We start from the raw sequence: 21,203 nt of genomic DNA on the forward strand, positions 1-21,203 counted from the left end.
GCCCGCCCCCGGCAAGACCTCACGCCCCCCAGCCGGCCTGGCGGCCGCCGACCCGGTCGGTGACGATCTTCTCGGCCCAGCCGGAACGGGCGTACGCGGTGAGGGGCTCGGGGTCGAGCCCCATCTCCTCGCGCACCTCGCGCAGCAGCGGCCGCACGTCCGTGTCGTACGCGTCCATCAACACGGCGTTCGCGCCCAGCACGTCACCGGCGGCCTGGGCGGCGGCCAGCGCGTCCCGGTCGACGAGCAGCGCCTTCGCCGTCGCCTCCTGCACGTTCATCACCGACCGGATGATCGCCGGGATCTTCGCCTCGATGTTGTGGCACTGGTCCAACATGAACGCCACCTCGGAGCCGAACCCGCCGCCGCGCACCACCTCGTACATGATCCGGAAGAGCTGGAACGGGTCGGCCGCGCCCACCATCAGGTCGTCGTCGGCGTAGAAGCGGGAGTTGAAGTCGAAGCCGCCGAGCCTGCCCTCGCGCAGCAGGGTCGCGACGATGAACTCGATGTTGGTGCCGGGCGCGTGGTGGCCCGTGTCGACCACGACCTGGGCCTTCGGTCCCAGCTTCAGGCAGTGCGCGTACGCCGTACCCCAGTCCGGCACGTCCGTGGTGTAGAAGGCCGGCTCGAAGAACTTGTACTCCAGCAGCATCCGCTGGTCCTCGCCCAGCCGCTCGTACACCTCGGCGAGGCCCTCGGCGAGCCGGTCCTGCCGGGCGCGGATGTCGTCCTGGCCGGGGTAGTTCGTCCCGTCGGCGAACCACAGCTTCAGGTCCCGGGAGCCGGTGGCGTCCATGATGTCCACGCACTGCAGCAGATGGTCCACGGCCTTGCGCCGCACGGCCGCCTCGGGGTGGCAGATGCTGCCCAGCCGGTAGGCGTCGTCCTGGAAGGTGTTGGAGTTGATCGCGCCCAGCCCGACCCCGTGTTCCTCGGCGAACCCGGCCAGCGCGGCGTAGTCGTCGACCTCGTCCCACGGGATGTGCAGGGCGACCGTCGGGGCCACGCCGGTGAACTCGTGCACCTTCGCGGCGTCGGCCAGCTTCTCCCGCGCGGTGCGCGGCACGCCCTCCTGCGCGAACACCTTGAAGCGGGTCCCCGAGTTCCCGTACGCCCACGACGGCGTCTCGACGGCCTGGGACTTGAGGGCGGCCTTCACCGCGGCGAGGTCGGTCACTTCGGGGCTCCTGGGGTGTCCGGTGGAACGACTGAGCGTGTGAAACGATTCAGAACGGCAAGTTATGAGGCACCCGCAGGGGTGTCAAGGACCCAGGGTGGAAGTATTTTCCGTAACCCTGCTTCCAACTTCGACCATCGAAAGTTTTTGGACCCGGACCCATTGACGCGACTTGCCTGGGATGCCTAACGTCCCGGCAATCCAGTTGAAACCTTTCACGCCTCCGGGTGGCGGTGCCCCCGGTGTCGTCGAGGAGCCATCCATGACCCACCCGTCCGACACGGGTCCGGCCCCGGTGCTGGCCCTGAGGGACGTCACCAAGTCCTTCGGAGCCGTGCGCGCCCTGCGGGGAGTGTCCCTGGAGCTGTTCCCCGGCGAGGTGCACGCCCTCGCCGGGGAGAACGGCGCGGGCAAGTCGACCCTGATCAAGACGCTCGCGGGGGTGCACCAGCCGAACACCGGGCAGGTGCTGCTCGACGGCGAGCCGGTCGTCTTCCAGGGCCCCGGCGACGCCCGTGACGCCGGCATCGCCGTGATCTACCAGGAGCCGACCCTCTTCCCTGACCTGTCGATCGCCGAGAACATCTACATGGGCCGCCGGCCCCGGCGGGCCCTCGGCCGCATCGACCAGAAGGCCACCCGCGCGGCCACCGCCGCCCTGATGCGCCGCCTCGGCGTCGAACTCGACCCCGACCGCCCCGCGCGCGGCCTGTCCATCGCCGACCAGCAGATCGTCGAGATCGCCAAGGCCCTCTCCTTCGACGCCCGCGTCCTGATCATGGACGAACCGACCGCCGCCCTCACCGGCAGCGAGGTCGCACGGCTCTTCGGCGTGGTGCGCACCCTGCGCGAGCAGGGCGCGGCGGTGCTCTTCATCTCGCACCGGCTGGAGGAGATCTTCGAGATCTGCGAGCGGGTGACGACCCTGCGGGACGGGGCCTGGATCGCCAGTGAACCCCTCGCCGGGATGACCGAGGACGACCTGGTGCGCCGCATGGTCGGCCGCGACCTCGACGAGCTGTACCCCAAGCAGGAGGTCACGCCCGGCGAGATCGCGCTGAGCGTGCGCCGGCTGACCCGCGAGGGCGTCTTCACCGACGTCTCCTTCGACGTCCGGCGCGGCGAGATCGTCGGACTGGCCGGGCTCGTCGGCGCCGGCCGCACCGAGGTCGCCCGAGCCGTGTTCGGCGTCGACCGCTGGGACGCGGGCGAGGTCCTGGTGGGCGGCCGCTCGCTGACCAACGGCGCCCCGTCCACCGCCATGGCCGCGGGCCTCGCCCTGGTCCCCGAGGACCGGCGCGCCCAGGGCCTGGTGATGGACATGTCCATCGAACGCAACATCGGTCTGACCGGACTGCGCACGACATCGCGGGCCGGACTGATGGACCGCGGCGCCGAGCGCAGCCGCTCCCTCGACTGGGCGGTCAGGCTCCAGGTGAAGTACGCCCGGATCACGGACGCCGTCTCCACGCTGTCCGGCGGCAACCAGCAGAAGGTCGTGCTCGCCAAGTGGCTGGCCACCGGCCCCAAGGTGCTCATCGTGGACGAGCCCACCCGGGGCATCGACGTCGGCACCAAGGCCGAGGTGCACCGGCTGCTCGGCGAGCTGGCCGCCGACGGGGTCGCCGTCCTGATGATCTCCTCCGACCTGCCCGAGATCCTCGGCATGGCCGACCGCGTGCTGGTCATGCACGAGGGCCGGCTCACCGCGGAGATCCCCCGCTCCGACGCCACCGAGGAGTCCGTGATGGCCGCAGCCACCGGGAGGGCCGCCGCATGACGGTCACGGCCCCCACCGCCCCCGCCGCCGAGGTGCCCGAGTCCGGCGGCACCCGTCTGGTGGACCGGGTGTTCAAGATGCGCGAACTGGCCATCCTGGTCGTGTTCCTGGTGATGATCGCCGTCACCCAGGCGGGCAACAGCCAGTTCCTGTCCGAGCAGGGAATCAAGGACCTGCTGCTGAACGCCACGATCCTGGTGCTGGTCGCCACCGGCCAGTCCCTGGTGGTCATCAGCCGCAACGTCGACCTGTCCGTCGGCTCCACCCTCGGCATCAGCGCCTTCGCCGCCGGCACCTATCTGCACGGCGGCGGCGACCCGGTCGTCGCGGTCGTCCTGGCCGTCCTGCTCGGCATCGGCTGCGGTCTGCTCAACGGCCTGCTGGTCAGCCTCGGCCAGGTGCCCGCCCTCGTCGTCACGCTCGGCACCCTGTACATCATCCGGGGTGTCGACTCGATCTGGGTCGGCTCCCGCCAGATCACCGCGGCCGACCTGCCCGGCGGCTTCGTGGACTTCGGCTCCGGCGGACTGTCGGCCGTGCCCTGGCTCGCGCTGATCGCGCTCGCCGTCCTCGTCGCCACCGCCTACTACCTCAAGCACTTCGGCAGCGGCCGGGAGCTGTACGCCCTCGGCTCCAACCCCGAGGCCGCCCGCCTCGCCGGCATCCCCGTCCGCAAGCGCCTCCTGACCGCCTACACCGTCTGCGGCGCCCTCGCCGGGCTCGCCGGTGCCTTGTACCTGGCCCGGTTCGGCAACGTCGACTCCGGCACCGGCAACGGCTACGAACTCACCGTCGTCAGCGCGGTCGTGGTCGGCGGAGTCGTCTTCACCGGCGGTTCCGGCAGCGTCTACGGCGCCGCCCTCGGCGCCCTGCTGCTCACCTCCGTGAACAGCGTGCTGCCCGCCCTCGGCGTCAGCTCGGTGTGGGTGCTGGCCATCAACGGCGTCCTGCTGCTGCTCGCCATCGCGGTGGACCGCATCGTCGCCCTGCGGGTGGCCGCCGCCCTGAAGAAGAAGTCGGCCCCGCGGAGGACCGCCGTCGCGAAGGAGAACACCGGTGCCTGAGTCGCTCACCCGCGCCATCCGCTGGGACACGGTCGTCGGCGCGCTCCTGGTCGTCCTGCTGCTGTTCTCCTTCACCTTCGTGGACGGCTTCGGCAACGCCCTCAACCTGTCCTTCCTGATCGGCAACACGCTGCCGATCGCCCTCATCGCCCTGCCCATGACCCTGCTGGTGGTCGCCGGGGAGATCGACCTGTCCGTCGCCTCCACCGCGGGCCTGTCCGGTGCGGTGATGGGGCGGCTGTGGAACGAGGGCATGGCCATCGAGGCGATCATCCCGGTGTGCCTGCTGCTGGGCGTGGTGTGCGGGCTGGTCAACGGCCTGCTGGTGACCCGCCTCGGGCTGCCGTCCCTCGCCGTCACCATCGGCACCCTCGCCGCCTACCGCGGCATCGCGCAGATCGTGCTCGGTTCCGACGCGGTGACCGACTTCCCCGCCCAGTACCAGCAGTTCGCCGCCGGGCGCCTCGGCGGCACCTTCCTGCCGCAGGCCTTCCTGCCCTTCCTGGTCCTGCTGGTGATCGCCGTCCTGGTGCTGCACGCCACCCCGTTCGGCCGGTCGCTGTTCGCGATCGGCGCCGGCGAGGAGGCCGCACGCTTCGCCGGCGTCCGCGTCCGGCGGCACAAGCTCGTCCTGTTCACCGTGACCGGCCTCATGGCCTCCCTCACCGGCATCTTCTGGGCCCTGCACTACGCCAGCGCCCGCTACGACAACGCCACCGGACTCGAACTCTCCGTCGTCGCCGCCGTGCTGCTGGGCGGCATCGACTTCGACGGCGGCAGGGGCACGCTCGGCGGCGCGATCGCGGGCGTCTTCCTGCTGGGCGCGCTGCAGAACGTGATGAGCCTGCTGAACGTCTCCGCCCAGTCGCAGATCGTCGTCACCGGCGTGCTGCTCGTGGTCTCCGTGCTCGGCCCGCGGGTCGCCCGGCAGATCGCCCTGGCCAGGGCGGCCGGCTCCGCCGGTTAGACCGTCCGCGGGCCGCCCGGCCGCTCGTGCCCGGCCCGCCCCCGACATCCGTCCGCGCCCGCCCGGGCGCGTGGCACCCACCCCCGTACACAAAGGACCTCGGTATGCACGCGTCAACCCTGCGCCGCGCCTGCGCCGCGCTCGCCGCCGCCACCTCGCTCGCCCTCGCCCTGACCGCCTGCGGCGGCACCACCAAGAGCGACGTCGAGGACGACTCCGGCACGGCCTCCTCCGCCGGCAAGGCCGACCCGAACGCGGCCACCAAGAAGGGGCTGACCGTCGGCTTCCTGCCCAAGCAGGTCAACAACCCCTACTTCACCACCTCGGACAAGGGCGGCGAGAAGGCCCTGGCCGAACTCGGCTCCACGTACAAGGAAGTGGGCCCGAGCAGCGCCACCGACACCTCCGGGCAGGTCAGTTACGTCAACACCCTCACCCAGCAGCAGGTGAACGCCATCGCCGTCTCCGCACAGGACCCCGGTGCCCTGTGCACGGCGCTCAAGCAGGCCATGTCCAACGGCATCAAGGTCGTCACCTACGACTCCGACACCAACCCGGGCTGCCGCAACGCCTTCATCTCGCAGGCCTCCGCCGAGGACCTGGGCCGCACCGAGGTGCAGCTGCTCTCCGAACAGATCGGCTACAAGGGCGAGATCGCGGTGCTGTCCGCCGCGCAGACCGCGACGAACCAGAACACCTGGATCGGCTACATGAAGGACGAGCTGAAGGACCCCAAGTACAAGAACGTCAAGCTCGTCAAGGTCGCCTACGGCAACGACGACGCGCAGCAGTCCTTCCAGCAGACCCAGGGCCTGCTCCAGGAGCACCCGAACCTGAAGGGGATCATCTCCCCGACCACCGTCGGCATCAAGGCGGCCGCGCAGTACCTGTCCGGCTCCAAGTACAAGGGCAAGGTCAGGCTGACCGGCCTCGGCACGCCGAACGACATGCGCAAGTACGTCAAGAACGGCACCGTCGACGCCTTCGAGCTGTGGGACCCGGCCAAGCTCGGCGACCTCGCCGCGCGCACCGCCGTCGCCCTGGCCTCCGGGCAGATCACCGGCAAGGAGGGCGAGACCTTCAAGGCCGGCTCCACGACCTACACCATCGGCAAGGACGGCGTGATCAACCTGGGCAGGCCCACCGTGTTCGACACCAAGAACATCGACCGGTTCGACTTCTAGGGCCTGTTGCGAAAGGGGCCTCGTCGCCCGGAGCGCGGCAGAGGACCACTTTCGCTACAGGCCCTGGCCGCGAGGGGCCGTTGATGCAGCGCGTGTGCTTCCTGCTGAAGGTCCGGGCGGACCGCCTCGACGCGTACCGCGCGCGGCACGCCGCCGTGTGGCCGGACATGCTCGACGCCCTCAAGGCGGCCGGCTGGCACAACTACTCGCTCTTCCTGGGGGACGACGGACTGCTCGTCGGCTACCTGGAGACCGAGGACTTCGCCGCGGCCCAGGCCGCCATGGCGGCCACCGACGTCAACGCCCGCCGGCAGGCCGAGATGGCGCCGTTCTTCGAGTCGCCGGACGGCGCCCGGCCCGACGAGGCCATGGAACCCCTCACCGAGGTGTTCCACCTGGCCTGACCCACGACCGGGGGCCGGGAGCCGCCGCGCCCCCGGGTCCGGACCCTGCCGTACGGCGGCGGTGACCACCGGCACCGCCCCGGCCGGGCTCGGTGTGACCGAGCCCGCGCCGCCGCCCCGACCGGGGCCGCCAAACCGGTCATGACGGTAATGTGAAGGCCCTCTCGCCTGTGCAGGCCTTCGCCGCCACCCCCTCATCCCCTGGAGGTCCCCGCCCGATGGCCCAGTCGGTGGGTATCAAGGACGTCGCCCGCGCCGCCGGAGTGTCGGTCGGGACCGTGTCGAACGTGATCAACCGCCCGGACTCCGTCGCCAGCGAGACCCGGGCGCGGGTGCTGTCCGCGATCGACCGGCTCGGCTACGTCCGCAGCGAGTCCGCGCGCCAGCTCCGCGCGGGCCGCAGCCGGATCATGGGGCTGCTGGTGCTCGACATGGGCAACCCCTTCTTCGTGGACGTGGCGCGCGGCGCCGAGCGTGCCGCCCGCGACGCGGGGCTCGGCGTGATGGTCTGCAACAGCGCGCAGAACGCGGCCGAGGAGGCCGACTACCTGTCGCTCTTCGCCGAACAGCGGGTCCGGGGGGTGCTGCTCACCCCGGCCGACGCCACCGGCCGCAACATCGCCGCCTTCCGCCGGCACGGCATCCCGTTCGTGCTGGTCGACCGGGTCGCCGAGGGCGCCACCGAGTGCTCGGTCTCCGTGGACGACGTGGCGGGCGGCGCGCTGGCGGTCCGCCACCTCGTGGACGCCGGACACCGCTCCATCGCCTACGTCAGCGGGCCGCCCGGCCTCAACCAGGTCCGCGACCGGCGCACCGGTGCCCTGAACGCCCTCGCCGAGGCCGGCCTCGGCCCCGACGCGCTGCGCGAACTGCCCACCGAGCGCCTCGACGTCGCCGCCGGCCGGGACGCGGGAGCCCGTCTCCTCGGGCTCGCCGACCGACCCACCGCCGTCTTCTGCGCCAACGACCTGCTCGCCCTAGGCGTGCTCCAGGCCCTGTACGCGGCCGGTGTCACCGTACCCGACGACCTGGCCATCGTCGGGTACGACGACATCGAGTTCGCCGCGGCGGCGGCCGTGCCGCTCACCTCGGTCCGCCAGCCCGCCGTCACCATGGGCGCCCTCGCCGCGGAACTGCTGCTGGAGGAGACGGAGTACGAGTCCGGGGACCGGACCGGACCCGGCGTCCACGAGCACCGCCGGGTGGTGCTCCAGCCGGAGCTGGTGGTACGCCGCTCCAGCCTCGCCGCCCGCTGACCGCTCGTTCAGTAACAAACCATGATCCCGGGGCTCGGCCCACGGCCGTCCATGTGCTGAACTGGGACGCGTCCGTACCGTCCGTCCCGGGAGATTCGTTGAGTCACAGCTACCGTCAGCCCGGTGTCGTCCTCACCGACCGCCACTTCACCGTGCCCCTCGACCACGGCGACCCCGGGGGCGAGACCATCGAGCTGTACGCCCGGGAGGCCGTCGCGAGCGACCGGGCGGGGCAGGACCTGCCCTGGCTGCTGTACCTGCAGGGCGGCCCCGGCTTCGGGGCGAACCGTTTCGTCGGACGTCAGGCATGGCTCGACCGCGCCCTGAAGGACTACCGCGTCCTCCTCCTCGACCAGCGCGGCACGGGCCGCTCCACGCCCGCCACCCGGCAGACGCTCCCGCTGCGCGGCGGCCCCGCCGCGCAGGCCGACCACCTCACCCGCTTCCGCGCCGACTCCATCGTCCGCGACTGCGAGGCCGTCCGCCGCGAGGTGACCGGCGGCGCCCCCTGGACCGTGCTCGGCCAGAGCTTCGGCGGCTTCTGCACGGTGTCGTACCTCTCGCTGGCTCCCGAGGGGCTGAGCACCGCCGTCATCACCGGCGGCCTGCCCTCCCTGGACGCCCACGCCGACGACGTCTACCGGGCCGCGTACCCGCGCGTGGAACGCAAGGTCACCGCCCATTACGCCCGGTACCCCCAGGACGTCGAACGGGCCCGCCGGATCGCCGACCACCTGCTCACCCACGACGTCGTCCTGCCCGGCGGCTATCGCCTCACCGTGGAGGCGTTCCAGTCCCTCGGGCTCATGCTGGGCGCGAGCGACGGCAGCCACCGCCTGCACTACCTGCTGGAGGACGCGTTCGTCCGCACCCCCGGTGGCACGGAGCTGTCGGACTCCTTCCAGGAGCAGGCCCAGAGCCTGCTGTCGTACGCGGGGCACCCGCTGTACGCCCTCGCGCACGAGTCGATCTACGGCCAGGACGCCCGGCCCACCGCCTGGGCCGCCGAGCGCGTCCGCTCGGAGTTCCCGCAGTTCGACGCCGCCAAGGCGCTCGCGGGCGACACCCCGGTGCTGTTCACCGGCGAGACGGTGCACCCCTGGATGTTCGAGACGGATCCGGCCCTGCGACCGCTGCGCGAGACCGCCGAACTGCTCGCCGCCCGCACGGACTGGGAGCCCCTGTACGACCCGGACCGGCTCGCCGCCAACGAGGTTCCCGTCGCGGCGGCGATCTACCACGACGACATGTACGTGGACACCGCCCACTCCCTGCGGACCGCGCACGCCGTCCGGGGCCTGCGCACCTGGGTCACCGACGAGTTCGAGCACGACGGCCTGCGCGCCGGGGCACCGAGGGTCCTGGACCGCCTCCTCGCGCTCACCCGGGACGAGGCGTGAGCCGGCGGGAGGGCGCCCTGCGGAGTCCGTAGGGTTCGACCATCCTGGCCGACCCGGACCGGCTCGCCCGTCTCGCGCTCCCCGCGCTCGGGGGCTGAGCCGGCGCCAGGCCGTACGCGCAGGCCGAGGCGGGTCGGGACAGGCCGGTGGGGTGAGGACACGGGCCACTAGGCTGGACGTCATGCCGGACCACACCACCGACCGCTCCGCCCTGCGCGGCGACTGCGCCCAGTGCTTCGGGCTGTGCTGCGTCGTCCTGCCGTTCTCCGCCTCCGCGGACTTCCCCGTGGACAAGCCCGCGGGCCGGCCCTGCGCGAACCTCGGCGGCGACCACCGCTGCGGCATCCACGCCGACCTGCGCGCGAAGGGCTACACGGGCTGCACGGTCTACGACTGCTTCGGCGCCGGCCAGAAGGTCTCGCGGGTCACCTTCGGCGGGCAGGACTGGCGGACGGGGCCGAAGGAGCACGCCCGCCGGATGTTCGACGTCTTCCCGGTCGTCCGCCAGCTGCACGAACTGCTGTGGTACCTCACCGAGGCCCTGGGCCTGGAGGCCGCCCGGCCCGTCCACCCCGACCTGCGCCGGCTCCTGGAGCAGACCGAACGGCTCACCCTGGGCACCCCGCAGGAGCTGGCCGCGCTGGACGTCGCGGCGCACCGGCAGGAGGTCAACGTGCTCCTGCTGCGCACCAGTGAGCTGGTCCGGGCGGGCGTCCCCGTGCCCGACGGGAAGCCGGACCGGAACGGCAGGCCCGGCGGGAACGCCAAGGGCGGGAACGCCAAGGCCGGGAAGGCCGCGAAGGCAGGGAAGGGGGGCGGCAGGGACCGTCGCGGCGCCGACCTCATCGGCGCCCGGCTGCGGGGCGCGGACCTGCGCGGGGCCAGCCTGCGCGGCGCCTATCTGATCGCCGCCGACCTCACCGGCGCGGATCTGCGCGACGCCGACATGATCGGCGCCGACCTGCGCGACGCCGACCTGACCGACGCGGACCTCACCGGCGCCTTCTTCCTCACCCAGCCGCAGGTGAACGCGGCCCGGGGCAGCGCCGGCACCCGGCTGCCCGGGTCAGTCACCCGCCCCGTGCACTGGGCAACGGGCGGCTGAGCCCGAGCCGTCGTCCGGGACGGTGACCGGGGCCGGCGCGGGCGCGGGACGCCGCTCCAGCCGGAGCCGCAGCCCCTCCGGCATGACGGTCAGCCGCTCGGTCACCCGGAGCCGGTAGCCGGGCTCGGGCCGCACGTCGTAGCGGCGCAGCAGCAGTCCGAGCACGAGCGTCGCCTCGTGCAGGGCGAACTGGCGGCCGATGCAGGCCCGCGCGCCGGTGCCGAACGGCTTGAAGGTGTGCGGCGGCCGGGCCCGCACGGCGCCCGCCTCGAAGCGGTCCGGGTCGAACCGCTCCGCGTCCTCGCCCCAGACCTCGCGGTCGCGGTGCAGCATCGGCAGCAGCACCAGCGCCCACGCGCCGCGGCGCATCGGGTGCTCCCCGGCCAGGACCGTGTCCTGCCGGGCCTCCCGGGCGTAGGCGGGCGCGGTCGGCCACAGCCGCAGCGACTCGTCCAGCACCCGGCGCACGTAGCGCAGCTTGGCGACCTGGTCGTAGCCGGGTTCGGGGGTGTCGCCCCAGACGCGGTCCACCTCGGCGCGGGCCCTGGCGGCGACCTCCGGGTGCCGGGCCAGGTAGTACAGGGCGAAGGAGAGCGCGCCCGAGGTGGTCTCGTGGCCCGCCACCAGGAACGTGATCACCTGCTTGCGGACGTTCTCGGCCGACAGCCGCTCGCCGGTCTCCGGGTGCGCCGTCTCCAGCATGCGGTCCAGCAGGTCGCCGTCACCCCCGCCGGAGCGCCGGCGGGCCGCCACGAGAGCGTCCACCGTGCGGTTCAGGTGGGCGATGTCGGCCGCGTTGCGCCGTGCGGGACCGCGCAGCAGCAGCGGAGCGAGCGGTACGGGCACGCTGTTGAGCCGCTGCGCGTAGGTCAGCGTGCCCACCATCGCCCGGACGAAGGGGTGCGGCCGATCCCGTTCGAAGGACCCGAAGTCGTGGCCGAAGCCGGTGCGCGCGATGGTCTCCAGGGTCAACTTGGTCATGTCGCCGGGCACGTCCACCGGCCGTTCAGCGGCCAGCTCCCGGTCCCAGTGGCCGGTCAGCCGCGCGGCCACCGCGAGCATCATGCCGTGGTAGCCCTCCATGGCCTCGCGGCTGAATCCCGGCGCCAGGACGTCGTGCGCGAGCTGCCAGTTGGACTCGTGGTTGTAGGCGGTGAACAGGCCGTCCCCGGCCACCGGACGCAGGTTGGCGACTCCGAGGCCCACGTGCTTGGCGAAGCGGGACTCGTCGGAGAGGTCGGCGACCAGGCGCGAACCCCACAGGAAGACGAACTCGTTGCCGAAGACCCGGCGCCGGAAGACCGGGCCGAGCTCGCGCGCGAAGCGCATCGAGTCCTGAAGGGGACGGCGCCGGTCGACGCCCAGCACATCGCCGAGCAGCGGCACCCGGCGCGGTGGGTGCGGGATGCGGCGCAGCTCGGGCCAGCCGTGCTCGGCACCGCGGAACCCTTTCGGCAGCCCGGCCTCCGTCGTCTGAGCCATGACGCGATCTCCCTTGATCCCGCGGACCGTTGCACCTGTGACGCGCGTGTTGTACTTGGGTTCAATAGCGCGTTTCAGTGTGGGGCGCTCGTTGAATCGGCGTCAAGTAAAGTGACGGCATGCCCGCGAACCAGGGGGAGCGCACCCGGCGCAGACTCAGCACCGGGGAACGGCGTGAGCAACTGCTGTCGGTCGGGGCGAAGCTGTTCTCCGAGAGCCCGTACGACGACGTGTGGATCGAGCAGGTCGCCGAGATCGCCGGGGTCTCCCGCGGGCTCCTCTACCACTACTTCCCGACGAAGCGGGACTTCTTCGCCGCGGTCGTGGAGCGCGAGAGCGAGCGGATGCTGCGCATGACGGCGGCCGTGCCCGGGATGCCGGTGCGCGAACAGCTCACCGCCGGCCTCGACACGTACCTCGCCTACGTCCAGGCCCACGCCCACGGCTTCCGCGCCTTCCACCGGGCCGACGCGGCCGGCGACCAGGCCGTGCGCCGCGTCTACCGGCGGGCCCTCGCCGCCCAGGAGCGGCAGATCCTCGCCGCGCTGGCCGCCGACCCCGAGTTCGGGTCCGCCTTCGCGGGCACGCCCCGGGTGCGCCTCGCGGTGCGCGGCTGGCTCGCGTTCACCACGGCCGTCTGCCTTGAGTGGCTGCGGGACGGCGAGCTGACCCGGGAGCAGGTGCGGGACCTGTGCGCACGGGCCCTGCTGGGCGTCATCGCGTAACGGCGAGCCGTACGGGCGGGGCGTGGTTGGCGCGCGCCCGGAACTCCGACAGGTTAGGCAAGGCTTACCTAAGGAGTGATCGGGATGGGTGACACGCAGGACTGGGCGGCCGGACCCGGCGCGGCGGAGCGGGCGCGGTCGGTGCTCGCCACCGCGTGGTCGTGCGGGGTGACCGCCGACGGCGCGCGCGAGGAGTACGTCGGCGCGCACACCGTGACCGGCGACGGCGGGGTGCTCCTCGACGTGCCCGAGGACAGCGCCCTGTTCGCGGCCGCGCTGTGCGCACCGCGCCAAGAGCCGTCCGCAGTAATGGAGTTCGCCGACCCGGCGCCCGTGCCGGTGCGCGACCGGATCCGGGCCAGGGTGTGGCTGGCCGGCTGGTTCGCCCCGGCCGCGGGCGGGGCGCTGCTGTTCCGGCCCACGCGCGTGGTGCTGCGCCGGCCCTCCGGCGCCGTGCTCGTCGACCCGGGCGAGTTCGCCGCGGCCCGGCCCGACCCGCTGGCCGCCGCCGAGGCCCGGCTGCTCACCCACCTCGCCGACGCCCACCCGGACGCCGTCGAGCGGCTCACCCGGCTGGTGCGGCCCGAGAGTCTGCACGCCGCGACCCGGGTCATGCCCCTGGCCGTCGACCGGCACGGGCTCACCCTGCGCATCGAACGCGCCCGCGCCCACGGCGACGTACGGCTGGCGTTCCACACGCCCGCCGACGACGTCGCGCAGCTCACCGAGCGCGTGCACGCGCTGCTCGCCCGGGCGAGCGCCGCCGGCTGCCCGCGCGCCCTACAGCGGCAGCGCGCAGACGGCGACGGGTGACGCGAACGGCTCGCCCGCCGCGCGCAGTTCACCACGGTCGGGGTCCACTCGGAAGACGCTGACCGTGCCGGAGCGCTGGTTCGCCGCGAACAGCAGCCGGCCGTCCGGCGAGAAGGCGATCTGCCGGGGGAAGTCCCCACCGGCCGGCACCGTGCCCAGCAGGCGCAGCCCCGCCCCGCCGTCCTCGACGGCGTACCGCGCGATGCTGTTGTCGCCGCGGTTGGCGAGGAAGGCGTACGAGCCGTTCGCGGTCACCAGGATCTGCGCCGGGTAGTTGGTGCCCGCGCCGGAGCCCGTCGGCTGCGGGGCGCCGATCGTCAGGCGGCCGGTGGCCGGGTCGTAGCCGCAGACGGTGACCGTGTCGTCGACCTCGTTGGCCAGATAGGCGTGCCGGCCGTCCGGGTGGAAGGTCAGATGGCGCGGGCCCGCGCCCGGCCGGGTTCGCGCTCGGGCGACCTCGGTCAGCGTGCCCTTCGCCTGGTCGAGGCGGTAGCTGTAGACGGTGTCGGTGCCCAGGTCGACGGCGAGGACATGGCCGCCGTCGGGGGAGGTGACGACCTGGTGCGCGTGCGGGCCCTGCCGGCCGGGGCCGGGTGGCGGGCTGGTGTGCGTGACCAGGTCGGCGCGCTCACCGAGGGCGCCCGTGGCGTCGATCGGGTGCACGGCGACACTGCCCGACGTGTAGTTGGCGCTCAGCAACCAGCGGCCGCTCGGGTGCACCGACAGGTGGCACGGCCCGCCGCCGCCCGTGCCCCGGCTGCCGAGGACGCGCCGGTCCGCGAGGCGTACGGCGCTCACCCCGCCGTCCGGGCGCTCGTCGACCGCGTACAGGGTGCGGCCGTCCGGGTGCGCCGCGAGGTATGACGGGTCGGGCACCCGCGCCAGGCTTCCCGAGCCGGTGATCGCACCCGTCGCCGGGTCGTACGAGGCCAGTCCGATGCCGCTGCCGCCGCCCTCGACGGAGGTGTACGTGCCGAGGAGGAGCGGGCGCGGGCGGTCGTCGCGCCGGGGCGGCCGGGCCGCCGGGCGCTGTCTCGCGGCCGGGGCCCGCTCCGCCGGGGGCGCCGCGGGCGCGGGCACGGCCACCACCGCGGCCGCGCCCGCCGCGGCGCCCACGAACCGGCGCCTGCTCCAGCCTGCCCGCGCCGCCCGCGCGTCCGTCTCCATCGAGCACCTCAGGTCGTCGGTAGCCCCCCGCGTCCCAGCCACCTTGGCGCGGATGCGCCGTCAAAGGCAAGACCGGCAACGGGCGTTGCGCGGGGTGCAACGACGGGGCTCACCAGTCCCCGTCCTCGACCGGCTTGCCCGGCGCGTCCTTCAGTGGGAGCACCTGGCCCGCCGACGGCTGCTGCCACGGTTCCAGGTCGTCCCCGAGCCAGTCCCCGACCGGCTTGACCGCCTCCAGCGTGTCCGCGGGGGCCAGGTCCTCGGCGTCCTCGTCGTAGTAGTCGAACCAGGGCAGTCCCGCGCTGGTGTACGCCGCCCGGTCCACCGGGGACGGCGGGGGCGCCTCGCCGGTGATGCGTCGCCACTCCGGAGGCGTCACCAGGTGCACGAACACCCGCCCGGCGGGTGTCTCGGCCCAGTCCGTGAGCGGCCGGTCGTCCCGGTAGACCTCCTGGCGCATCGAGCCGCCGACGCCCAGGCCCATGGCCGCCGCGCGCCGCGGGGGCGCCCCGGGCGCCGGGGCCGAGGCCGACGGCGGGGGACCGCCCGGCGCGGGCGCCGCCATCGGCGCCGGCGCGCCGAAGCCGGCCACCGGCAGCGGCCCGCCGTACCCGCCCGGCGCCGTCATCGACCGCTCACGCTCCCGCTCCTGGCGCCGCCAGTCGGCCAGGACGTCCGGCCGCAGCGGGAAAGACTGCAGCTGTACGCCGCCCCACACCTCCTCGCCGGTGACCTGGCCCTCCACGGTCGCCCCGAGACCCAGCGGCACGGCGACGAACTGGCGGACCGTGCCCTTGCCGGAGTTGATGCCGTCCAGCCAGGGCTGACGGGGCAGCACCACGTAGTTCTGCGGGCCGCGGGCCGGCCGACCGCGCCACGGCTCGCCGGAGACCGCGCACACCTTGCCCACGCCCACCTGGAGGGCGGCCGGCTCCACCGTGCCGGCGAAACTCAGCCACATGGCCTCCCGCAGGTAGACCGGCAGCATCACACCGCCGCGCGCCCGCCACTCCTGCGGCACCCGGTCGGCGTAGTCGGACACCCGCCGGACCGGGAACTCGCCAAGCCCCGGCGGCAGCGGGTGCGTGCCCGTCTCGGGCAGCCGCAGCGTGCGGATGAACCGCACCGCCACACCGCCCGGCAGCCGCAGTGTGTTCCCGTCGATCCGTACCCCGGATCCGGCCATCGGCCCGCCCCCTCGCCTCACGCGCCGGCCCCGCCCGGCGCTCCCTCACGGAGAACGCTCGCCGACCCCCGTACGGTTCCGCCACAGCTGGTCCTGCACGCCGAGGCGCTCGCGCACCCGGGTCATCCGCGGCAGCTTCGCCCGCTGCTCCCGGGACACCCGGTCCAGCTCCTCGAAGAGCCGGCGGGTCCGGTGCTCGGTGTCGAGCTCGTCGATCATCCGGTTCGCCTCGGTCAGCACGGCGCCCAGCAGCTGCCAGTTCGCCCAGTCCGCCCGCACCTGCTCGCGCAGCAGCTCGGCGAGCCGGTCGCGGGTGCCGGCCGCGCTGTGCAGCTCGGCCGTCAGCCGCGCCTCCGCCGACTCGGCGTTCTCGCTCAGTTGGGTGGTCACCAGCACCGCGAAGCTGACCACAGCGTCGGCGATCTGTGCGAGCAGCTGTTCCACCATGGCCCCGACCCGGGGCGGGAACAGCTCCTCGGACCTGCGTGCCTTCGCCAGGTCCGTGAAGGTCCGGGCGAGGACGCGCAGCACGACGGTGCAGATCTCCAGGGTGTCGAGACCCGTGCGCAGCACCACCCGGTGCAGCAGGCCCTCCTTCACCCGCGGATTGAGCCGCAGACTGTCCTCGGCCTGCCGCAGCGCCGCGTCCACCTGGACGATGTCGTGGTCGAGCCGGCGCGCCTCGTGCAGCCGCTCGGCGGCCAGCTCCCACGGGGTGCGGCCCGCCGCCTCCTCACCCGTGCGCAGCATCAGCTGCCGCACCCGGCGCGCCAGGTCCTCGATCGACTCGCCGGCCTGGTCCACCCACACCGGTGGCGGCAGCAGCAGGTTGCAGGCCATCCCGACCACCGCCCCGATCAGCGTCTCCACGATCCGCGCCCAGGCGGTGAAGCCGACGGTGGTCACCCCGAGCACCAGCATGGCGCTGATCGCCACCTCGGCCACGTACTCGTCGACCCGCACCAGATGACCCACCGCCAGCGACGCCACGATCAGCAGCGCGAGGCTCCACCAGGTCAGGCCCACCAGGAGGCTGAAGGCGATGGCGACCAGGACGCCGGCCACCACCGAGTTCACCCGGCGGATGCCGTTGGTGAGGGTGGCGTAGAAGGTGACCTGGACGACCAGCAGGGCGGTGAGCGGCGCGGTCAGCGGTGCCGGTTCCGGACTCAGCCGGAGCGCGATGACGTAGGCGATCGTCGCCGCGGCGGCCGACCGCAGTGTCTGGACGACCACCGGTTCCCGGCGGCGCGGGATCAGGCGCCGCAGATCTGCGGTCCACTTCCGTACGTCGAGCATCCCTTGGCCTGTTCCCCGTCCTCGCCGTGGTCGAACGTGCGCATTCGCGGACCGAAGCTGTCCGCGAGGACTCCCGGATCGGTCTCGTCGATCAGGGCACGAGGCGAGGGGAACAGTACGGGGGCGGGCGAGGCCGTCGACGGGGCCGAGGGCGTCGGGTACTCACCGGGATGCGCGCCTGTCTGTGGGAAAGGTGGTCGCGGTACCGGAGAGGCGAGGGGCGCACCGGCGCGGTGCACCCGGTGGACCGGAGCGGCGGCCGTACGGCCCAACGATCCCCTGCCGCCCGCCGGGCACCGACGCTTTTCGGCCGGGGCGCTCGGCGGTTCGGAGGTACGGGTTCAGACGTACAGCTTGTCGAGGAAGGCGGAGAGGTTGCCGGTCGTCCGGGCGATCTGCTCGTCGAGGGTCAGGCTCTCCTCGAACCGGGCCCCGGACTCCGGCGCCTTCCTGCCGCGCACGTACAGCGGGCACTGGAGGTCGGTGCACATGCTGAGCGCGGCGGCCCGGGAAGACGGCCGCGGCGAGCGTGCCGTAAGGCACCTGGAGGACGCCGGGCCTTCCGTACCCTGTACGCAGGGCGGGCAGGGAGAGGTGTGCGGTGGGGGAGCCGGTGAGTCGTGCGGGCCGTTCTGGGCCGGTCACAGTGCGCGCCGCTTCGCTCATTACATGAAATAAGGGTTGTCAGAAAGTCGCGTCCCGCCTGTTCCGGAGGGTATGTTGCAGGTCGGGACAAGGTTCGGAGGGAACCACATGGCGGGGCGGAACGGGCGCACGGTACGCGACCTCAGGCGGGGAAACCGCACGGCCGTGCTGCAGCGGCTCTACTTCGACGGCCCGCTCAGCCGCTTCGAGCTGGGCCCCGCCACCGGACTCAGCTCCGGCTCGGTCAGCAACGTGGTCGCGGACCTCGTCGCCGACGGTCTCGTGGAGGAGGCCGGCAGCGTCGACTCCGACGGCGGCCGGCCCCGCACCCTGCTGCGCGTCGCCCCGCACAGCGGGCAGATGATCGGCGTCGACGTCGGCGAGACGCGCGTCCGGGTCGAGCTGTTCGACCTCGGCCTCACCGAACTCGCCCGCACCGAGCGCCCGCTGACCCAGCAGGGCTACGACGTCGACGTCATCGTCGGCCACATCCGCGACGGCATCGCCGAGGTCCTCGCGGCCGAGGCGGCCGTGCCCGAGCGGCTGCTCGGCGTCGGGGTCGGCGTGCCCGGCATCGTCGAGTACACCGCGGACCGGGGGGCCGTGGTGCACGGGCAGACCATCGGCTGGAGCGCGGTCCCGCTCGAGGAGCTGCTCCGCGCCTCCTCCCGGCTCCCGGAGAGCGTGCGGTACTTCATCGACAACGGCGCCAAGACCCTGGGCCAGGCCGAGATGTGGTTCGGCGCCGGGCGCGGCGCGCGCAACGCGGTGGTCGTGCTCTTCGGCTCCGGCGTCGGCGCCTGTCTGGTCACCCCCGAGGTGGAGCACGGGCGCGCCGTGGAGTGGGGCCACCTGACCGTACGGGTCCGGGGCCGCCGCTGCCGGTGCGGGGCGCCGGGCTGCCTGGAGGCCTACGCCGGCGCCGAATCACTGCTCGCCCGCTGGCGCGAGGAGGGCGGGCGGCCGCCCGAGGGCGTGGACGAGGAGACCGCGCTCACCGCGATGCTCGCCGCCGCCTACCCGGCCGACGACCGGGAACCCGATCCCGTCGCGCTCGCCGTCCTGGAGGAGACCGCCGAGTACCTCGGTGCCGGCCTGTCGGACCTGATCAACCTGTTCCAGCCCGAGAAGATCCTGATCGGCGGCTGGGCGGGGCTCCAGCTCGGCACCCGCTTCCTGCCCGCCGTACGCCGTCACGCCTTGACGTACGCCCTGCGCCACCCGGCCGACAAGGTCGGCATCGACCTCGGCAGGCTCGGGCCCGACGCGGTCACCGTCGGCGCGGCCATCCTGCCCCTCGCCGACTTCTTCACCCGCGGCGGCCGCCGCGCCGAACCGGCCGCCGCCGACCGGCACCCGGCCTGGCGTGCCGCACTGGAGGAACGCGCCCCGCGCTGAGTGCCTCCGGCGGTTCGCCGGAAGGGGTTCGACACCGGGGGCACCTGACCGGACGGCGGGAGCCGACGGCCGGAAGTCCGGCGGCCGACCGCGCGCCGGGCCGAGGCGGCGAGGTCACTTGAACCGAGATCGGGCCAGGCGGAGTGGGGGCTGGCGGCCGGGCCCGGGCGGGCTCCTCACGGGTGTGCCTCGCCGGGCGGCCGGCGGTCCGCCGTACATCCGGGCGAGGCCACGAAGCCGTGTGAACCGGCGCTGGGCGAGCCGGAGCGGACCGGATCCGGCGGCTGGCCCGGTGGGCTTCCAGCGGGCGTGTTTCGCCAGGCGGCGGTCGCGCGCCGGGCCGAGGCGGCGAGGTCACCTGCACTGGCGCCAGCAAGCTTGAGTGGACCGGGGCGGTGGCCGGGCCCGGGCGGGCTTCTCACCGGTGCGTCTCGCGGCCGGCGGTCGTCCGCGCCTCCGGCCGAGGCCGCGGCGCCGCTCTGACCGACACCGGGCGGTCGGCCGCGTACCGGGTCACGCCCGTGACGCCGCCGACGACGTGACACGCAGCGCCGCGAAGCCGCGCCGCCCCGGCTCAGGCGGTGGGTTCCTGCGGGGTCGGTTCGTCCGTGGGGCTGGGCGGTGCGCCCCGGGGGCCGCTGCCGGCCTCGTCGGTGTCGGGCACGTCCCGTTCCGTGTCCTCCTCGTCCGTCGCCGGTTCGGCCCCCGGCGTGGGGCGCGAGGCCGCGTCCCACGGGTCCCCGCCGGGGCGGGCCTGCTGGTCCGGCAGGTCACGGGGGACCGGGCGCGCCGGCTGACCACTCTCGGGGTCGCGCTGTGCGGTCATGGGCTTCCTCCTCTGTTCGGCGTCGGCTCAGCCGACCTTGCGGCCCCGCATCGGTTCGGTATCCATTCCGCCGCCCTTCTGCAGGCCCTCCAGGAACTCCCGCAGCACCTCGTCCGCCGTGCGCCGCGGGCGCCAACCGAGTTCGGTGTGCGCCCGGGCGCAGTCCATCAGTGGCAGCCGCAGGACCGCGTCGAACAGGTGCGGGGAGGCGGGCAGCAGCCGCAGCCCCCAGGCCGCGGCGATCGCCGAGCGGGCCGCCGTGCGCGGCAGCCGCACCGGGCGGGTGCCGAGCATCTCGCCCAGGAGAGCCGCGTCGACCGGTGGATCGGCGGCGAGGTTGAACGCGCCGCGGGCGGTCTTCGAGCGCAGCGCGAGACGGTAGGCCTCGGCGGCGTCGTCGGTGTGCAGCGCCTGCACCCGCAGCCCGGGGACGTCCGGCAGGAACGGCAGCATCTCGGGCCGGGCCAGCGGGCCCGGCAGGAACCGGCCGCCGAAGATCCGCCGCTGCTCGCTCGCCGACTCCCACTTGAACAGGAACGCCGGGCGCATCCGCACCACCCGCACCTCGGGATGGTCGCGCTCGAAGGTGTCCAGGACACGTTCCAGGTAGGCCTTCTCCCGGCAGTAGGCGGCGTCCGGCCAGCCGTGCGTGGGCCACGACTCGTCCACCGCGTGGTCCTTGGGGCCGGGCGAGTAGGCGCCCACGGAGGAGGCGTGCACCAGCACCGGCACCCGGGCCGCCGCGACCGCCTCGAACACCCGGATGCCGCCCAGCACGTTGGTCCGCCAGGTGGCGACCGGATCGTGGGTGGGCTGGAACGCCCAGGCCAGATGGATGACGGCGTCGGCGCCCTCGAACCGTTCGGCCAGGTTCGCCGTCTCGGACGAGAGGTCGATCGAGCCCCACTCCACCTTGGCCGGGGACCATGCGGGCCTGCGCCGCGCGAGACCCCGTACCGACTTGATCCCGGGGTCCTCCGAGAGCAGGCGCACCACACTCGTACCGACGTTGCCGGTGGCGCCCGTGACCACGACCCTGCTGCCCGTTGCGCTGCTCACCTTCGGCTCCTTCCCGCGGGGCTTCGGGGGACCCGCCGGGTACCCGTGCGGGGCGCGGGCACACGGCGGCGGCACGGGAAAGCCCCGGCCGCGACGGGGGAATCACGACCGGGGCGGTCAACTGGTGGGCGCGGACGGCGGTCGCCTCGCGGCGAGGGGCTCCACAGGGCCTCGGCCGGACGATCTTCCCGGTGGGTTGAAGGTGAGGCCCGGGGACACGGTCCCGCCCGCATCCACGGCTCGTTCAACGGGCAACCGACTTG

At 73.6% G+C, this 21,203-nt stretch carries 18 protein-coding genes and 1 pseudogene; 11 read left to right on the top strand and 8 right to left on the bottom strand.

Annotated features, from left to right (window positions below):
* Window positions 1-19 precede the first annotated feature (19 nt).
* Window positions 20-1,180: an L-rhamnose isomerase gene (rhaI, locus tag V7E45_RS11255; protein ID WP_333773964.1), complete on the bottom strand. Its 1,161-nt coding sequence runs from the start codon at window positions 1,178-1,180 to the stop codon at window positions 20-22.
* Between the two features lie 262 nt (window positions 1,181-1,442).
* Here rhaI and V7E45_RS11260 point away from each other — a divergent pair, with 262 nt between their 5' ends.
* The 8 genes from V7E45_RS11260 to V7E45_RS11295 all read left to right on the top strand — a co-directional run bounded on the left by V7E45_RS11260 (window position 1,443) and on the right by V7E45_RS11295 (window position 10,340).
* Complete coding sequence (locus V7E45_RS11260; protein ID WP_333773965.1) at window positions 1,443-2,960, top strand: sugar ABC transporter ATP-binding protein; 1,518 nt, start codon at window positions 1,443-1,445, stop codon at window positions 2,958-2,960.
* Window positions 2,957-4,024: an ABC transporter permease gene (locus V7E45_RS11265; RefSeq protein WP_333773966.1), complete on the top strand. Its 1,068-nt coding sequence runs from the start codon at window positions 2,957-2,959 to the stop codon at window positions 4,022-4,024. Before V7E45_RS11260 ends, V7E45_RS11265 begins: the two co-directional genes overlap by 4 nt.
* Window positions 4,017-4,991: an ABC transporter permease gene (locus V7E45_RS11270; protein WP_333773967.1), complete on the top strand. Its 975-nt coding sequence runs from the start codon at window positions 4,017-4,019 to the stop codon at window positions 4,989-4,991. Before V7E45_RS11265 ends, V7E45_RS11270 begins: the two co-directional genes overlap by 8 nt.
* A gap of 104 nt (window positions 4,992-5,095) precedes the next feature.
* Window positions 5,096-6,175, top strand: coding sequence for a rhamnose ABC transporter substrate-binding protein (gene rhaS / locus V7E45_RS11275; RefSeq protein WP_333773968.1), 1,080 nt, complete (start codon window positions 5,096-5,098; stop codon window positions 6,173-6,175).
* Window positions 6,176-6,258: 83 nt separating this feature from the next.
* Window positions 6,259-6,579, top strand: a complete 321-nt coding sequence (locus V7E45_RS11280; RefSeq protein ID WP_333773969.1) for an L-rhamnose mutarotase — start codon at window positions 6,259-6,261, stop codon at window positions 6,577-6,579.
* 218 nt (window positions 6,580-6,797) lie between these two features.
* On the top strand, window positions 6,798-7,835 hold the full coding sequence (locus V7E45_RS11285) for a LacI family DNA-binding transcriptional regulator (protein WP_333773970.1): 1,038 nt from the start codon (window positions 6,798-6,800) through the stop codon (window positions 7,833-7,835).
* 98 nt (window positions 7,836-7,933) lie between these two features.
* Window positions 7,934-9,235: an alpha/beta fold hydrolase gene (locus V7E45_RS11290; RefSeq protein WP_333773971.1), complete on the top strand. Its 1,302-nt coding sequence runs from the start codon at window positions 7,934-7,936 to the stop codon at window positions 9,233-9,235.
* A gap of 181 nt (window positions 9,236-9,416) precedes the next feature.
* Window positions 9,417-10,340, top strand: a complete 924-nt coding sequence (locus tag V7E45_RS11295) for a pentapeptide repeat-containing protein (RefSeq protein WP_333773972.1) — start codon at window positions 9,417-9,419, stop codon at window positions 10,338-10,340.
* On the opposite strand, the gene V7E45_RS11300 is transcribed toward V7E45_RS11295, so the two are convergent.
* On the bottom strand, window positions 10,302-11,822 hold the full coding sequence (locus V7E45_RS11300; RefSeq protein ID WP_333773973.1) for a cytochrome P450: 1,521 nt from the start codon (window positions 11,820-11,822) through the stop codon (window positions 10,302-10,304). The two genes, V7E45_RS11295 and V7E45_RS11300, sit on opposite strands and share 39 nt — an antisense overlap.
* A gap of 119 nt (window positions 11,823-11,941) precedes the next feature.
* Between V7E45_RS11300 and V7E45_RS11305 the strand changes: the two genes are divergently transcribed.
* Window positions 11,942-12,547 (top strand): TetR/AcrR family transcriptional regulator, encoded by a 606-nt coding sequence (locus V7E45_RS11305; RefSeq protein ID WP_333773974.1) that lies wholly within the window; start codon window positions 11,942-11,944, stop codon window positions 12,545-12,547.
* Between the two features lie 84 nt (window positions 12,548-12,631).
* Entirely contained in the window at window positions 12,632-13,360 is a 729-nt protein-coding gene (locus V7E45_RS11310; RefSeq protein WP_333773975.1) for a DUF2470 domain-containing protein, read from the top strand.
* Here V7E45_RS11310 and V7E45_RS11315 read toward each other — a convergent pair.
* The 4 genes and pseudogenes from V7E45_RS11315 to V7E45_RS11330 all read right to left on the bottom strand — a co-directional run.
* Window positions 13,328-14,527 (bottom strand): lactonase family protein, encoded by a 1,200-nt coding sequence (locus V7E45_RS11315; RefSeq protein ID WP_333773976.1) that lies wholly within the window; start codon window positions 14,525-14,527, stop codon window positions 13,328-13,330. The two genes, V7E45_RS11310 and V7E45_RS11315, sit on opposite strands and share 33 nt — an antisense overlap.
* Window positions 14,528-14,636: 109 nt before the next feature.
* A complete protein-coding gene (locus tag V7E45_RS11320; protein WP_333773977.1) occupies window positions 14,637-15,713 on the bottom strand; it encodes a hypothetical protein in 1,077 nt (358 codons plus the stop codon).
* A gap of 45 nt (window positions 15,714-15,758) precedes the next feature.
* Window positions 15,759-17,012, bottom strand: coding sequence for an aromatic acid exporter family protein (locus tag V7E45_RS11325; protein WP_333773978.1), 1,254 nt, complete (start codon window positions 17,010-17,012; stop codon window positions 15,759-15,761).
* A 341-nt stretch (window positions 17,013-17,353) separates the two neighbouring features.
* A pseudogene (locus V7E45_RS11330) lies at window positions 17,354-17,611 on the bottom strand (FBP domain-containing protein); the annotation flags it as partial.
* A gap of 154 nt (window positions 17,612-17,765) precedes the next feature.
* Between V7E45_RS11330 and V7E45_RS11335 the strand changes: the two are divergent.
* Window positions 17,766-19,055, top strand: a complete 1,290-nt coding sequence (locus V7E45_RS11335) for an ROK family transcriptional regulator (protein ID WP_333773979.1) — start codon at window positions 17,766-17,768, stop codon at window positions 19,053-19,055.
* A 574-nt stretch (window positions 19,056-19,629) separates the two neighbouring features.
* Here the strand turns inward: V7E45_RS11335 and V7E45_RS11340 are convergent.
* Window positions 19,630-19,881, bottom strand: coding sequence for a hypothetical protein (locus V7E45_RS11340; RefSeq protein ID WP_333773980.1), 252 nt, complete (start codon window positions 19,879-19,881; stop codon window positions 19,630-19,632).
* Window positions 19,882-19,908: 27 nt separating this feature from the next.
* The gene (locus tag V7E45_RS11345; RefSeq protein WP_333773981.1) at window positions 19,909-20,940 is read right to left on the bottom strand and encodes an SDR family oxidoreductase; all 1,032 of its coding nucleotides are present in this window, start codon (window positions 20,938-20,940) and stop codon (window positions 19,909-19,911) included.
* Window positions 20,941-21,203 lie beyond the last annotated feature (263 nt).

The sequence above is a fragment of the Streptomyces sp. IBSBF 3136 genome (assembly GCF_036815105.1).
GTDB lineage: Bacteria > Actinomycetota > Actinomycetes > Streptomycetales > Streptomycetaceae > Streptomyces.